The sequence below is a fragment of the Erythrobacter donghaensis genome (assembly GCF_001557325.1).
Taxonomy (GTDB): Bacteria; Pseudomonadota; Alphaproteobacteria; order Sphingomonadales; family Sphingomonadaceae; genus Erythrobacter; species Erythrobacter donghaensis_B.
Genome location: NZ_LSJS01000299.1, coordinates 13261 through 27585 on the forward strand (window position 1 = coordinate 13261; position 14325 = coordinate 27585).

11 protein-coding genes are annotated in these 14325 nt (G+C 68.0%); 4 read left to right on the forward strand and 7 right to left on the reverse strand.

Translation table 11 applies throughout. From position 1 onward, the window contains the following. Window positions 1–306: 306 nt before the first annotated feature. Window positions 307–675 (reverse strand): aspartyl protease family protein, encoded by a 369-nt coding sequence (locus AX692_RS17105; protein ID WP_196491819.1) that lies wholly within the window; start codon window positions 673–675, stop codon window positions 307–309. A gap of 95 nt (window positions 676–770) precedes the next feature. Beyond that, window positions 771–3440 (reverse strand): TonB-dependent receptor, encoded by a 2670-nt coding sequence (locus tag AX692_RS17110; protein ID WP_155644905.1) that lies wholly within the window; start codon window positions 3438–3440, stop codon window positions 771–773. Window positions 3441–3560: 120 nt separating this feature from the next. Here AX692_RS17110 and AX692_RS17115 point away from each other — a divergent pair, with 120 nt between their 5' ends. From AX692_RS17115 to AX692_RS20710, 3 genes are all read left to right on the forward strand, one after another. Continuing rightward, a complete protein-coding gene (locus tag AX692_RS17115) occupies window positions 3561–4286 on the forward strand; it encodes a response regulator (protein ID WP_073973530.1) in 726 nt (241 codons plus the stop codon). Further along, complete coding sequence (locus tag AX692_RS17120) at window positions 4283–5653, forward strand: sensor histidine kinase (protein WP_073973531.1); 1371 nt, start codon at window positions 4283–4285, stop codon at window positions 5651–5653. Before AX692_RS17115 ends, AX692_RS17120 begins: the two co-directional genes overlap by 4 nt. A gap of 298 nt (window positions 5654–5951) precedes the next feature. Then, the gene (locus AX692_RS20710) at window positions 5952–6080 is read left to right on the forward strand and encodes a hypothetical protein (protein ID WP_269135575.1); all 129 of its coding nucleotides are present in this window, start codon (window positions 5952–5954) and stop codon (window positions 6078–6080) included. Window positions 6081–6088: 8 nt separating this feature from the next. Here the strand turns inward: AX692_RS20710 and AX692_RS17125 are convergent, their stop codons facing one another. The 5 genes from AX692_RS17125 to AX692_RS17145 form a co-directional block, all read right to left on the reverse strand. Then, on the reverse strand, window positions 6089–7402 hold the full coding sequence (locus AX692_RS17125; RefSeq protein ID WP_073973532.1) for a TonB-dependent receptor domain-containing protein: 1314 nt from the start codon (window positions 7400–7402) through the stop codon (window positions 6089–6091). Next, complete coding sequence (locus tag AX692_RS17130; protein WP_073973533.1) at window positions 7345–8682, reverse strand: TonB-dependent receptor plug domain-containing protein; 1338 nt, start codon at window positions 8680–8682, stop codon at window positions 7345–7347. Before AX692_RS17130 ends, AX692_RS17125 begins: the two co-directional genes overlap by 58 nt. 42 nt (window positions 8683–8724) lie before the next feature. Continuing rightward, entirely contained in the window at window positions 8725–10170 is a 1446-nt protein-coding gene (locus AX692_RS17135) for an FN3 domain-containing metallophosphoesterase family protein (RefSeq protein ID WP_073973534.1), read from the reverse strand. Between the two features lie 403 nt (window positions 10171–10573). Further along, window positions 10574–11281, reverse strand: a complete 708-nt coding sequence (locus AX692_RS17140; protein WP_073973535.1) for a VIT1/CCC1 transporter family protein — start codon at window positions 11279–11281, stop codon at window positions 10574–10576. 59 nt (window positions 11282–11340) lie between these two features. After that, entirely contained in the window at window positions 11341–12375 is a 1035-nt protein-coding gene (locus tag AX692_RS17145) for a chemotaxis protein CheB (protein ID WP_081095420.1), read from the reverse strand. 216 nt (window positions 12376–12591) lie between these two features. Here AX692_RS17145 and AX692_RS17150 point away from each other — a divergent pair. Further along, window positions 12592–14325, forward strand: a 1734-nt coding sequence (locus AX692_RS17150; RefSeq protein ID WP_196491820.1) for a methyl-accepting chemotaxis protein, incomplete at its 3' end; no start/stop codon positions are given.

Consider the following 14325-nt stretch of genomic DNA (forward strand, 5'->3'; position numbering starts at 1 on the left):
ATCACGGACAGGGAATGTTCGCGAGCCGGGTATAGCCGACGCAACCGTTGATCGATCGCCGAAGCGGCTGGCTCGCGACTGAATGAGCAATGCAAGCGGGCCAATCACGTCTCCCGTTCACGTTCGCCGATCAGCACCCTGTCCTCTCCCTATTCGGCCCTTGCAGCGGGATTCGTCCTATGTCACATGCCTGTGCACACGCCGGTCTCGGCGTGCTGCAACCCGCGGTTTTCCGGGCTTTGCGGGTGGTCGGAAATGTGGACTCGCATCCTGTCTCCCCGACCACTTTTCAATTATTTCTATTTCTCATGGTCTTATGAGATCAAAGCCGTTCTCGAGGGGCACCTGGCAGGGGCACCTATCCGGTGCGTGCGCTCCAACGCTCGGCAATCCGCTCCAGGTTATCGCGATGGCGCCTCCGGCACCCGCACCTTGTTGCTCGCCCGTGGCCGCCGCGAGCCCGAACTTTGCCAGCCGATCATGCCGCACCACCGTCGCACCGGCGCCGGAGTCGAGCACGAAGGTGCCCGGCTGGCCATTGATCTCAACGTCGATGATCTCGTGACCGGTGGACAGCTTGGTGAGCTTGAGGACCGTAAAGCCCTGGCTTGCGAGGAAGCGGCCGACTTCGTCCGGTTCGGGCGGTGCAGCCGGTGCAGGGGCAGGAAGAACCATGGCCAGGGCGATGACGATAAGGACAAAGGGACACATGAAAAACACCTCACGACAAGGGAAGGTGGAATGGATGGCAGATAGGCAGCACAGGACGGTCAGATCAGCTTGCGCAGGCCGAGGTTGAACACCCGTCCCAGCGGATCGAAATAGGCCGGCTGGTAGCTCAGCGGCACCGCGCCCGCGGCGTCGCGGACCTGCGGGCGGGTGTTGAACAGGTTGGTGACCCCCAGCGACACGCGGGTGCCCTTCAGCCAGGCGGGAGGCTTCTTGCCGCCGACCGCCTCGGACAGGTTGGCGAAGAGGTTGAGGTTGACGATCGCGTAGTCATCAAAGCGCAGGTCGCTCGCGGGTTGCGCCGGGTCGCGCACCGCGGTTGCGCTCCGCCAGTTGGCGGTGACCCGTGCGCCCCAGCCGCCCTTGAAGGCGCCGGCCTGGAGATCGACCTCGTGCCGCCGCCTGCCGCCAAGAAAGTCGACCGCGCCGCCATCGAGCAGATCGAGCCGCGGGCCGCCGGGGCGCAAGGCGATTTCGTCCTCGAGATACCAGTTGTGGTAGAGGCTCACGTACAGGCGGCTGGTGAGATTGGCGGCCCCTTGCGCGGTCGCGCTGCCGGGTTCGGCCCGGATCAGCTCGGCGTTCGGGAACAGCCGCTTCACCTCGGCCTCGCTGGTCACCACCTTGACGCGCGCATCGCGCAGGAATTCGGGCACCTTGCCCAGCGGGCGCGTGAAGTTGACCCCCCAGCGCAGCTGCTGCTGGCGCGCGGAGGCGAAGTTCACCGCGCGCGCATCGATCTGCTGCAGGCGGCCCGTGTCATCGCGCGTGAACCGCTCCGGAAAGGCGGCCTCGATCTGCGAGGTGATGATCGGAAAGGGGGCGACGGGATTGTCGGTGCGGCTGCGCACATAATCGGCGCTGATGCTGAGGTCGGTCTTTGCCAGCGGTCGCAGCGTCACGCCGAGGCGGAACAGGCGGCGATCGTCATTGGCGAGCGCAGGGTTTCCGCCAGTGACGCGGTTGATGTCGACCACCTCGCGGCGGACGAAGTCGAAGGTGCGAAGGTTTGGCGTGATGACCGTCGGTCCGCCCAACTGCTCGAGCGTGGGCGCACCCTCTTCCCGCGTGAACGAGGAAACGAGGTTGATGGCCTTGGCGGGCGACCAGTTGAGACCATAGCCATAGGTCCACAGCGTTCCCGCGTCTGACAGCCGGTCATAGGCGAAATTGGCGTTGAGCGTCAGATTGCCAAGCGGCGATGCCTTTTCTTCGGTGCGGCTCAAAATGGGGATGGCGACATCTGCCTGCACGCCACCACGGTCGCGGGAAAGGTCGGCCACCGTAGCGGCACCGCCAAAGCTCGCCCGACCAGTGAAATCGCGAAACTCCCCTCCGATCCGCAGGCTCGCCGCCAGCGGACCCGCAGGCAGCGTCGCAACCGGCCCCGAAGCGAGGGCATCGGCATTGAACAGCGTGTCGGTCGAGAACGCCGCATCGCGCCGCGACGGCGTATCCGCCGCATCGGTCAGCACCTCGCCCTCGGTCCGGTCGAAATTGCCAAGCGCGGTCCATTGCCAGCGACCGAGGCGCCCGCCAATCGTGGTGCCGACATGCACCAGCGTCTGGTCGCTGTCGCGCCGCAGGATGCGGTCATCGGCGAGGCCCAGCAGACTGTCGTTCCGAGAGACATCGACCCGGCCGTTGAGGGTCGCCGAGACGTCGCCGAACACATGGCCGCTCAGGACGCCGTTGACGCTGAAGCGTTCGTTTTCGGGCAGCAGCGTCCGCACCGCGCCCAGCTCCGGCACCCCGGCAAACTGTTCCACGTCGCGTTCGCTTTCGAGCAGCTGATCGGCGCGCGAATAGGTCGCCCCCAGAGCGATGCGCGTGTCGCCCGCGATGCGCAGATAATCGGCATTGACGGTGCCCGTCTCGCGCCCGCCTTCGCCCGGAACCAGATAGCCGATCTGCCCCACCTTCGACTGGTAGCGCGGGAAGGTGACGATGTTCACCACCTTCTGGTCGGCCCGGTAGCCGTATTGCAGCGCCAGCTCTTCGGGGAAGATCTCCATCCGCTCGATCGCTTCGGAAGGGATCCGCGCGATCTCCGAGAAATCGGACACGCGCCGCCCGTTGAGCAGCGTTACCGGCGGTGCGTCGCCGCGGCCGCGGTTGCTGGCGGTCTGCGGGGCGATGGTGTCGAGCAGCGCGGCGATGTTCTCGGCACCCAGGGCACGAATATCGAGCTGGCTGAAGCTGCGCTCGGGCGGGATGTCGCTGTTCACCGACCCGCGCGGGCGCTCGCCCGACACGACGATCCCTTCGGGCCTGGGCGGAGCATCGCCCGCGGCAGCCGCCCCTTCGCCTGCGTCCGCCGCGCCCGCCGCCGCTTGCGCGGCCTCGCGCGCTTCGGGGGGTAGCTGGTCGCCGAATTGCTCGAGCAGCTTCCGGGCGAGTTCGGGCGGAAGCGGCTTGCCGTCGAGGGTCTGAACCCGCACGGTCGGCTGCGCGCCGCTGGTGCCGGGCGGTGGCAAGCGGTCCTTCAGCTGCTCCTCGATCTGCTGCGCGAGCTCGGGCGGAAGCGGCTTGCCGTCGGGGCCGTAGAACACCCGCTTCGGGGGCGCTGCGGCCTCGCCTGCCTGCGGTGCTTGCGCATCGGCCGCGGCGGCCGGGGGCGGATCCGCTTCTTCAGCCGCCTGCCCCAGCACCGCGCCCGGCGCCGCGCCTGCCAGAAGTCCCGCCGCAATTCCGCACCACCTGCTTGTCACGCCAAATCTCCAAGTTCGTGAACCTGGCGGGGACAAGAGCAGCCTTGCGTATCAATCGGATGGCGCGGGTGTAACGGGTCGTGATACGCCAATGCTACAAAGCCCTGCTATCCCGACCGCATGACTCTCCTGTCCGATTCCCCGAGCGCGATCCTCGTCGTCGACGATGATGCGAGCATTCGCGACGCGATCGCCGATTTTCTCGGGATGCACGGATATGCGGTGCGCGCGGCCGAGAATGCGGCGGCCTGCGACCGCGCGCTGGCGGCAGCGCCCGCGGACCTGATCGTGCTCGACGTCATGATGCCGGGCGAGGACGGGCTGTCGCTGTGCCGGCGGCTCGGCGCAAGCGGCACGCCGATCCTCATGCTCAGCGCGCTCGATGCCGTGACCGACCGGATCGTGGGGCTCGAGGTCGGCGCATGGGATTACATGACCAAGCCCTTCGAGCCGCGCGAGTTGCTGGCGCGGGTGCGAGCGCTGCTGCGACGCCCGGCGGCCGACCGGGGCGCAACCGGCAGCGCTTCGGGCGACGCCCTGACGTTTGCGGGGTGGTGGTTCGATGTCGAGCAAAGACGCCTGCGCGCGCCTTCAGGCAATCCGTTGATGCTGACCGAGGGTGAGCACGCGCTGCTCGCGGCCTTCGTCAGGCGGCCCGGGCGCGTCCTGTCGCGCGATGTCCTGCTCGACCTTGCCCGCGGGGTCGATGCCGCGCCCTATGACCGAGCGATCGACATCGCCGTCAGCCGGTTGCGCCGCAAGCTCGCCGAAGCGGACCCGGCCCCGCTGATCGAGACCGTGCGCGGTGCGGGCTACCGGTTCCTGCCGGCGGTGCAGCGGGCATGAAGCGCGCGCCCAGCGCTCTCGTGTCGATCGGCGGCTTCGGCATCGCGGTGGCGGTGCTGAGCGTCACGGCCACAGCGGTCATCGTGCTTGCCGCGCCGCCGCCCCCGGCCACGCGGATCGTCGCGTCCGAGGCGATCATGGCGCTGCGCAGCGAGACTCCCGGGTTCGAGCGGCGCATCACCGCCGCGCCGCCTTCCGGCGCGCGAATTCCCATGATTGAAGGCCTGATCGCCGCCGAGCTCGGCAAGTCCGCCGACGATCTGCGGGTGACACGGCTCGACGCGGCACCGGAAGTCGCGGTCAGTGTCCGGACCATGCCAAAGGACGAGGCAGCGCGCCTGTTCGGCAAGGATCTGCCCGATACGATCGTCCTGCGCGAACGCGACACGGCGAAGCTGAAGGTGGTCGAACCTGCCGCCGCGACAGGGGCCTTGCGGCAGGTGCTGATAGATCTGCCGCTGCCCGCCTACGCCGCCAGCCTGCGGCAGCCCGATGGGCGCTGGCTGGTCGTCCGGCCTGCCGAGCCGTTCCTCGGCGGATGGCAGCGCAGCATCCTCATCGCGCTGGCCGTCAGCCTGCTGCTGCTGGCCCCGCTCGCCTGGTTCTTCGCGCGGCGATTGACGCGCCCGTTTCGCGCGCTGGCAGGGGCGCTGGGGAGCGATGCCTCGCTGATCGCGCAGGAGGGCCCCCGCGAACTGCGAGAAGCGGCTGCCGCGATCGCCGCGATGCAGAACCGCTTGGCCGAAGAAGCGACCGAGCGTGCTCGCATGCTTACCGCCATCGCCCATGACCTGCGCACACCTCTCACCGGCCTGCGCCTGCGGATCGAAGGCGTGCCCGAACCGCAGCGCACGCGCATGGTGCATGATGTCGAGCGGATGCAGGCGATGATCGGCGAGGTGCTCAATTTCGCCCGCGACGCAGCGGCACCGGCCGCGCTGATCGACGTGCGCGCGGCGCTCGAACTGATCGTGGACGCGATGGACGCAGGGAGAGGGATGATCGTGCTGGAACCGGGGGAGGACGCGCAGATCCGCGTCCCGGAACCCGCTTTCCGCCGGGCGATCGAGAACCTTCTCAGCAATGCCGTGACCTACGCCGGTGGCGGCACGGTCGGTATCGCGCGTTCGCAGGGTGAGGTTGCCATCTCGGTGCGCGACGAAGGCCCGGGCATTCCCGAGGCGGATCGGGAGCGGCTGCTCCGCCCCTTCGAACGCGGTGAAGGCTCGCGCAATCGTGACACGGGCGGGGCAGGCTTGGGGCTCAGCATCGTGCACAACTTCGCCGCGCAGCATGCCGGCACCTTCGCGCTACGCGATGCACCGGGCGGCGGAACAGCGGCGATACTTCGCTTGCCCTCGGCGTGAATTCCAATCGCGGATCGATACGTCATGCCATGCCCACACAAGACGATCGAGACCAGCCACCGTCGTCGCTCCGGAAGTTGAATGGCCGCTTCTGGCAGTTCCCGTTATGCGGTTGGGTTGCGGGGAATGACCGCCTTGTCCCGAGGCTGTGTAAAAACGCCGGAATATTCTATGGTTCTCTCGGGTTTCGGGAGGCTTTGGAATGGGTCGTCTCGTCCAAGGTGAAGACCGCCGGCAGGACTATTTGCTGCCGGCAGCGCTCGATGATTAGGTGTCGGAAGACAATCCGGTTCGAGCAATGGAGGCCTTCATTGCTGCGCTCGATTTGAAGGCGCTCTCGACCCTTACCGAGCGGATCGGCCTCGAATCCTATCGGAAATCGACCGGCCGCGGGCCCGACCATCGTGGTGGTCGGGCCGCAGGCTAGAGGCCTCGTCAGAAGCGGTAGCCCGCCCCGAAGGTGAAGGTCCGCCCGGTGATGTTGGCATCCTCCACGAAGGGCTCGAAGCCCTGGTAGGAGAACTGTTCCTCGTTGGTGAGATTGATGACGTTGGCGAACAGCCGCAGACCATTGCCGAAGGTGTAGGAGGCGGCGAGATCGACCCGCTGTTCGGGGCCGAAGAATTCGTCGCTCTCGATGCTGTCGCCGAGGCCCTCGACGTAGTCGGTGCGATAGATGTAGTCGCCGCGCAGGTTGAAGCCCTTCCAGGCATATTCGAGCGTGCCGGTGAACAGGAAGTCCGAGAAGCCCGGCAGCGCCAGATCGTCGCGATCGGTGCGGTTGGGGAAATCGGCATCGGTCTCGGTGAAGGTCGCGCTCACCGCCACGCTGAGGCCGCGCAGCAGGCCGGGCAGGAAGGTGAGGTTCTGCCGCGCGATCAGCTCGATGCCGTAGTTCGTGGCGCTCGTCCCATTGAGCGGCACCTCGTATTCGAAATCGCCGCTGTCGACGAGGATCGGGTTGCCATTGGCATCGAGCGCATCGAACTCGCCCACGAAATCGAAGGTGAAATCCTTGATGTCCTTGTAGAACACCGCGACCGAATAGAGCCCCCCCGTGTCGGTGTAATATTCCAGCTGGGCATCGAGATTGTCCGACACCGCCGGACGCAGGTTGGGGTTGCCGTCGAGGATGTCGCCGTCCTCGTTGACGAAGCGCCCGCTCGCCAGCTCGCCGCGGCGCGGGCGGCCATAGCTGCGGTTGTAGCTTTCGCGCAGGATCAGGCGCGGGGTCAGCTCGTGGCGCAAGTGGATGCCGGGCAGCCAGAAATCATAGGAGTTCTGCACCCGCACAGGCGCGATCGTGGAGTTGCCATCGAGGAAGCTGGCGACGAAGTTGGTGCCGTCGAAGTCGATCCGCTCGTAGCGCACCCCGGCGATCACGGTGTGGATGCCGCTGCGCAGGGTCGCCATGCCGTAGCCCGCGTAGAGATCCTCGTTGAAGGTCGTGTCCTCGAACAGGCTGTCCTCGAGCGTGTCTTCCTCGTTCAGTTCGAACAGGCCCGGATTGCTGGCGAGCAGCTCCACCCCGCGCGCGGGGAAGACGTTGAAGATGCACGCGCCGCCCAGCGTCACCGCGTCGGTGCGCTCGAGAATCTGCGCATAGGGGAAGGCTTCGTCGAGCTCGTAGACATCGGCGTTCTGGTCGTTGCTGTAGTCGCTGCGGTAGTAGCGTGCGCCGGTCTTGAAGGTCAGTTCGCTGCGGCCCAGATCGAGGCTGTGCTCGAAATCGGCCTTGATGCTGAACACCTCCTCCCACCGGGCGTGCCGCGGCCCGAGGTCGGGGTGAGCAGCGCGTAGGTCTTGCGCCCGCCAACCGCGTCCTGGAACCGGGTGTCGATGTCGATGTCGGTCTCGAAGACGTCATTGCTGCGGTCGGTGTGGCTGTAGAGGCCGCGCAGGTAGAAGGAATTGGATTCGTCGATCCGGTAATCGATGTCGAGATTGCCGGTGTTGACCCGGGTGCGCTGTTCGTCGACCTCCCAGTGCGAGCTCTCCATGAACCACACCGGCGGATCGCTTTCGGGCAGGTTCAGCTGCGGGTTGTTGGCGGGCGTCACCTGCACCCAGTCCATGTCGCGGTTCCGCGAGCTGCGGTCGATTTCGTAGCTGCCGAAGGACAGGCTGATGCCGAGATTGTCGTAATCCCCGCCGAGGCTGAAGATGTCCGAATAGCGCGCGCTGAGCGAATAACCCCAGTTGTCCGACAGGTCGCGGTAATTGCCGCCCGCCTGGACGTCGATCCGCCGCCCGCTGCGCTCGAAGGCGCTGCGGGTGATGACGTTGATGATGCCGCCGATCGCATCGCCGTCGCGGTCGGGGGTGGCGGCCTTGATGACCTCGATGTTGGAGATCCCGTCATTCGAGAAGTCCCCGAGGTTGAGCCCGCGCCCACCCGACGAGGCGACGCGGTTGCCGTTGATCTGGAAGGAGTTGAAATCGCCCTCGACCCCGCGGATGTTGACCCCGGTGGGCTCGCCGGCCTGGTTGGTGTTGACGCTGAGGCCGGGCAGGCGCTGGAGCGCGAAGCCGATGTTGCCGTCGGGTGCAGGGCCGAAGGTCTCCTCGGAATAGATGTTGACGATCCCGTCGGCGGTGCGCTGCTGGTTGATCGCGAGCGCCTGCCCGGTGAGCGCGGCGCGCACCACGATCCGGTTCTCGCCGCCCGGCGTGTCGAGCCCGAAATCGGCGCTCACGCGCTCGCCCCGGCGCAGGCTGATCTGCCGCGTGGCACCGGCAAACCCGACATATTCGACCATGATCGTGCTCCGGCCGGCGGGCACGCGGATCTGGAAGCGGCCGTCCTCGGTGGTGACCTCGCGGGCATTGCTGCCCTCGACGGTCACCACCGCGCCGCGCAGCGAGCTGCCGGTGCGCTCGTCGAAAACGCGCCCGGTAACGGTGCCTTCGCCGCTCTCGTCCGAGGCGGGGGCGGGCGTCTGCTGCGCGAGGGCGGTGCCCGGACAGGTGGCGGCAAGCGCGCTCGAGGCGATGAGGGCAGCGGCCGTGCGGCGGAAGATCGTGGTCATGTGGCTGGATCCCTGTCTGGCGTGCTGGAAGTCGATCCGCGGTCAGTCCCGCGGATAGGGCATGGAATTCGCGAAGCTGCGCTCGGGCGGAAGGTAGGCCGGCTGGGTGAGGGTCTTGGTGCCGTCGGCCGCCTTGGCGAGCGCGAAGGCATCGTAGAGACGCCCGTCGGCGGTGTAGGCGGCGTAGCGCAGCGCCCCCGCGTCGATCTCGATCACTTGGTAGAACTGGGTGTTCTCGCCGCGCCTGTCGAGCACCACGCCGGTCGGGGCATATTGCGTCCAGCCCTCCTTACTGAAGGGATACTGCTTCGGGCCCGAGACAGAGTTGACGAACATCGTCGCAACCTCGCCCGCACCGCCGGTGGCCGCGGTGCGGGCCGGGGTCTGCCCCGCGCCCGCCGGCAGCGTGCCGCGGGCATAGGTGTGATCATGGCCCTGGAGCACCAGATCGACCCTGTGCCGGATCAGCACCGGCAGCAGCACCGCGCGCTTGTCCGGGTTGTCGCGGTCGCGGCCCGAGGAGAAGACCGGGTGGTGCATGGTCACGATCCGCCAGCGCGCGGCGCTCGCGGACAGACGCGCGTCGAGCCACTCCGCCTGTTCGGTCATGTCGCCGATGTTGCTGTCGAGCACGAAGACGTGGAGGTCGGGCGAATAGCGTACCTCGTAAGCGGTCTCCTGCAACTCCTCGGGCAGACCCGGCGCCTCGGGCAGGCGGAACTGCGGGCGCCACAGCAGGGAGAGCAGCTTGTGTTTCTGGTCGGGGGCCAGCTCGTAGGTGTCGTATTCGTGGTTGCCGGCCACGGGAATGGCGGGGATCATCCCGTGGATGAAGCCGCCCGCCCGGAACCAGTGCGCCCACTCCAGATCGCGCGAGCCGCGGTTCACGAGGTCGCCCGCGTGGAGTATGAAGCGCGCATCGGGCGCGGTCTGGAAGGCGGCGCGGATCACGCGGGGCCAGTGCGAATCGAGATCGTTCTGCGCATCGCCGAGATAGATGAAGCGCAGCGGGCCACCGGCAGGCACGGTGCGGGTCTGGAACCACTCGCTCCACTTGCCCTCGGCGCCCTGCACCCGGTAGGCGTAGAGCGTGTCGGGCATGAGCCCCTCGAACCGCACCGCATGATGCGCCGTCCGCGGCAGGCCGCGGTTGTGCGGGACCGCCGCGGCCAGCCCGATGTGGGTGATCGCCTCGAGATCGAGGATCTGCGTCTCGGCAGCAACCGCGCGCGCCGCGAGATCGAAGCGCGCGTCGGGCGTGGCCTGAGCGATCTCAGCGCGGGTGGCGGTCACGCCTGCCGCGGTGCGCCAGCTGACGCTGATCGCGTGCGCGGGATCGGCGTCGATGGTGGCGATGATCCGGTCGGGCCAGGCGGTAGCCTCCTGCCACGGCGCCTCGATCGCATGGTGATCGCCCGGGTGAGCCAGCCCGGGCGCAGCGGTGCCGAGCGCGGCCGCCGCCAGCAACACGAATCGCAGATCCCTCACGTCGTCCCCTTTCCTCGGGGGACGCGGCTATGGGACGGACATGCCAGATTCGTTGCCTCTGGAAGGCAATTCGGCGACGCTTTTCCGTCCGGATCAAGACATCGGTCAGCAAGTCCCTGATTGAGAGCGATTATCCGCGCGAAGGCTCCAGGGCGGGTGGGCGAACTATTATCCGATTAGTCATCTATTTCCGTCGCCGTCGCCGTCGCGGGGCGAGCCTGATACGCGGCGAGACAATCGATCGACGCCGCGCGCTCGGATGCATCCCAGATGCCGAAGAAGCCCATCTCGTCGCCCGGCACGGCAGCTTGCCGAGCGGCGAGGGACGCTGCTTGCTGCCGGATGCCGGCGCGAAGGTCGTGCCATCCGGTACGACTTGCTGCCGACAGGACCGGGGCCGCGGCTAGACGCTGACGCCGAACAGGCGGCCCACCGCTGCGGTGCTCGCCATCGCGAAGACGCCCCAGCCGACGACGCGCAGGGTTGCCGGGACGAGCGGCGCGGCACCCGCCTTCGCACCCAGCGCGCCCAGCACCGCGAGCGCCAGCACCGCGATCGCGACCACCGTCACCATGATCGCGCCGGGCGGGGCCAGCCAGGCAGCAAGGAGCGGCACCGCGGCCGCGGCGCTGAACGTCACGCCCGAGGCCAGCGCCGCCTGAAGCGGCCGTGCGGCGAGGTGTTCGCTGAGCCCCAGCTCGTCGCGCACATGCGCGGCCAGCGGGTCGAGCGCGGTCAGCTCGCGTGCCACGGCAGCCGCGGTTGCCTCGCTGAGACCGCGCGCGCGGTAGATCGCGGCGAGTTCCGCCTCCTCGTCGGCCGGGGTGGCGGCGAGCGCTTCCTTCTCGCGGGCGATATCGGCGTTCTCGGAATCGGCCTGCGAGGAGACCGAGATGTATTCTCCCGCCGCCATCGACATCGCCCCCGCGATCAGCGCGGCGACCCCGGCGACCAGCACGGGGCCCGCATCCGGCGTCGCCGCGGCAACGCCGATGATCAGCGAGGCGACCGAAATGATCCCGTCATTGGCCCCCAGCACCGCAGCGCGCAGCCAGCCGGTGCGGTGGACATAGTGCGGATCGTCGGGGTGGGCGCTGATTGCTGAGGCCATGGCTCTGGCCTTGTCCGCCTTTGCGCCGGACAAGGCAAGCACCCAGACCCCCGCCCGGCCTATCCGGCGGCGTTGGTTGCCTCGAGGATCCAGTCGGGGATCGCCTCCTGGCGCAGGTCGGCAAGTTCGAGCCCCTGCGCGCGCACCGCATCGTAGCGGTCGCGCGGGGCGTAATCGGCCGGGCGCTGGACGAAGACCTTGCCCTTGGCCTCGGCAAGGATCGCAAGGCCGCGCACCCCGTCGTTGCCGTTCCCGGTGAGCAGCCCGCCGAGCGCCGGCAGGCCGCTCCTTGCAAGGCTGCCGAACAGCAGGTCGGCGGAGGGGCGGCAGCCGTTGACCGGATCGCGCTCGACCAGCCTGAGGCGCGGCGGCTCGCCCGGCTCGACCACCACGTGGCGGGTCGGATCATGCGCGAGCCACACCTTGCCGACCTCGAGCGCGACGCCGTCGACCGCGTCGCCCAGCTGGCACGGCAGCGAGTGGCGCATCGCGCGCACCGCGTTCTCGACGGCGGCGGGATCGGCATCGAACAGCACGATGGTCGGCGGGCAGGCCGCGTCATAGGCGGCGAGCACCTGGCGTGCGCTCTCCATCCCCGCCGTCCCGCAGGCGAGCGCGACGATGCGACCGTCGGAGCAATACTTGGCCGCCCCGCTCGCGGCCCCTTCGGCGCCCTCGCCGCCGGGCTTGAGCTCGCCCGCGGCGGCCTTGAGAACGATGTCGCCGAGCTGGCGCACGGTCGCGTCGAACTCCTCGCGCGAGGTGTGCAGCGGCTTGGGGAAGCAATGCACCGCGCCCAGCTCCAGCGCGCGGCGCGCGGTGCCGGTGCCGGCCTGAGTGATCGAGGACAGCATGATCACCGGCATCGGCCGGGTCTCCATCACCTCCTCGAGGAATTCCATGCCGCTCTTGCCCGGCATCTCGACGTCGAGGGTGAGGACATCGGGCTTGAGCTTGTCGAGCTGCTCGCGGGCATCATCGGCGTTCTTGGCGGTGCCGCACACGGTCACGCCCTTGGCATTGTCGAGAATGTCGCAGAACAGCGCGCGCATCGCGGCGGAATCGTCGACTACCATCACACGTACGTTGGCCATGCTTGTTCAGCCTCTCATTGGCACGGCAGCGCGCCCGGGGCGCCGCTTCACGCCAAGCGGATTAGGCACCAAGCCGCCAAGAAATTCGCCCCTGCGCTCTACGGGCTTGCGCATAGGGATCCGTAAGATTGGCCTTATGTGCCGGTAATTTAACGGGACGCCTGCAACTTTTCCCGATCGGCCGTCGTGCTGCGGGGTTGAATGAGGCGCGAACACATGACGATCGAGAAATTGTCGAGGACTGGCGCGATGGCGCTGGGGGGAATAGTGGCCGGGATCCTGCTGTTGGCAGCGATCGGGATGAACCATATTCGCAACGGCGGCGCGCTCGATTCCTCGGAAGAGCAGCTCGCCGATCTGCGCGCCGACATCCTGCCTCCGCCGATGTTTCTGGTTGAGGCCTTCGGAAACGCCAGCATCATGGCGCTCAACCCCGAGGCCTACGCGATCAACGATGAACGGCTGAACAAGCTCGAGAAGGAGTATTGGGAGGCGCAGCGCAAGTGGTCGCAGCGCGAGATCGACGCATCGCTCAAGCAGACGATCGCCGCCAATGCCAGCACCACCGGAAAGGCGTTCTGGGAGGAGATCAACCAGTCGCTCAAGCCTGCTGCCAGGCGCTGGGACGAATCGGCGGTGCGTGCCTCGCACAAGCGGCTGCTGACACTCTACCGCGACCACCGCGCCGAAAACGACAGGCTGGTGGCACAGAGCGAGACGATCACGGCCGCTGCGAAGGAGGAAAACGCCACGGTCCAGGTGCTGGTGATCGCCGGCGGGGCGCTTGCCGTCCTGCTGGTGCTCGGCACGCTTGCGCTTGCCTATCTCGGCTTCCGCCGCAAGGTGCTCTGGCCGATCTACGTCGTCGCCGAGACCATGGAGGGCATGGCCGGGGGCGATTACGACAAGGGCGTGACGACCACCCACCGTGCGGACGAGATCGGGACGATGACCCGCGCGATCGAGACCTTCCGCTCCGCGCTCAAGGCCGACAAGGTCAAGTCCGAAGCCCAGGCCGTGGTGGTCGAGACATTGTCGGGCGCGCTCGACCGCCTCGCCGACGGGGATCTGACTCACCGCATCACCGCGATGCCGCCTGGCGAGCATGAGCGGTTGCAGGAGGCGTTCAACGCCTCGGTCGCGCGGCTCGAGACGATGATCGGCGCGGTGCGTGCCACCGCCAGCGGCGTGCGCACCGGCTCGGACGAGATCCGCGCCGCATCCGAAGACCTCGCGCTGCGCAACGAGCAACAGGCTGCGAGCCTCGAAGAAACCGCCGCCTCGGTCGGCACCACGGTCGGCCTCACCCGCCAGTCGGCCGAGAATGCCAGCGCCGCCAAGAGCGCCATCGCCCAGACCCACGCCCGCGCCACCGAAGGCGGCGCGGTGGTCGGCAAGGCGGTCGCCGCAATGGGCGCGATCGAGCAGTCGGCGAAGGAAATCACCCAGATCATCGACGTGATCGACGGGATCGCCTTCCAGACCAACCTCCTCGCCCTCAACGCCGGGGTCGAGGCCGCGCGCGCCGGCGAGGCCGGCAAGGGCTTCGCAGTGGTCGCCAACGAGGTCCGCGCGCTCGCCCAGCGCAGCGCCGAGGCCGCGCGCGACATCAAGGCGCTGATCGACAAGTCGACCGCGCATGTCGGTGACGGGGTGAACCTCGTCGGCGAGACCGGCAGCCTGCTTGCCGAGATCGTCGCGCAGGTCGGCGCTGTGACCAACCAGGTCGGCGCGATCGCCGAGACCACCGCGCAGCAGGCGAGCAATCTCGAACAGGTCAATGTCGCGGTCGGGACGATCGACCGCATGACCCAGCAGAACGCGGCGATGGTCGAGCAGTCGACGGCGGCGACCCGCAGCCTCTCCTCCGAAGCGCAGCGGCTGGGCGATCTGGTCGCGCAGTTCCGGGTGAGCGCCGGGGCCGGCGAGGCGTGGGCACTGTGGCCGGCG

What these genes read in the sequence shown, in the direction of transcription:
- AX692_RS17105 (WP_196491819.1), bottom strand. Translation starts at nt 675, where the DNA reads ATGGTTCTTCCTGCCCCTGCACCGGCTGCACCGCCCGAACCGGACGAA.
- AX692_RS17140 (WP_073973535.1), bottom strand. Translation starts at nt 11,281, where the DNA reads ATGGCCTCAGCAATCAGCGCCCACCCCGACGATCCGCACTATGTCCAC.
- AX692_RS17115 (WP_073973530.1), top strand. Translation starts at nt 3,561, where the DNA reads ATGACTCTCCTGTCCGATTCCCCGAGCGCGATCCTCGTCGTCGACGAT.
- AX692_RS17120 (WP_073973531.1), top strand. Translation starts at nt 4,283, where the DNA reads ATGAAGCGCGCGCCCAGCGCTCTCGTGTCGATCGGCGGCTTCGGCATC.
- AX692_RS17145 (WP_081095420.1), bottom strand. Translation starts at nt 12,375, where the DNA reads ATGGCCAACGTACGTGTGATGGTAGTCGACGATTCCGCCGCGATGCGC.
- AX692_RS20710 (WP_269135575.1), top strand. Translation starts at nt 5,952, where the DNA reads ATGGAGGCCTTCATTGCTGCGCTCGATTTGAAGGCGCTCTCGACCCTT.
- AX692_RS17130 (WP_073973533.1), bottom strand. Translation starts at nt 8,682, where the DNA reads ATGACCACGATCTTCCGCCGCACGGCCGCTGCCCTCATCGCCTCGAGC.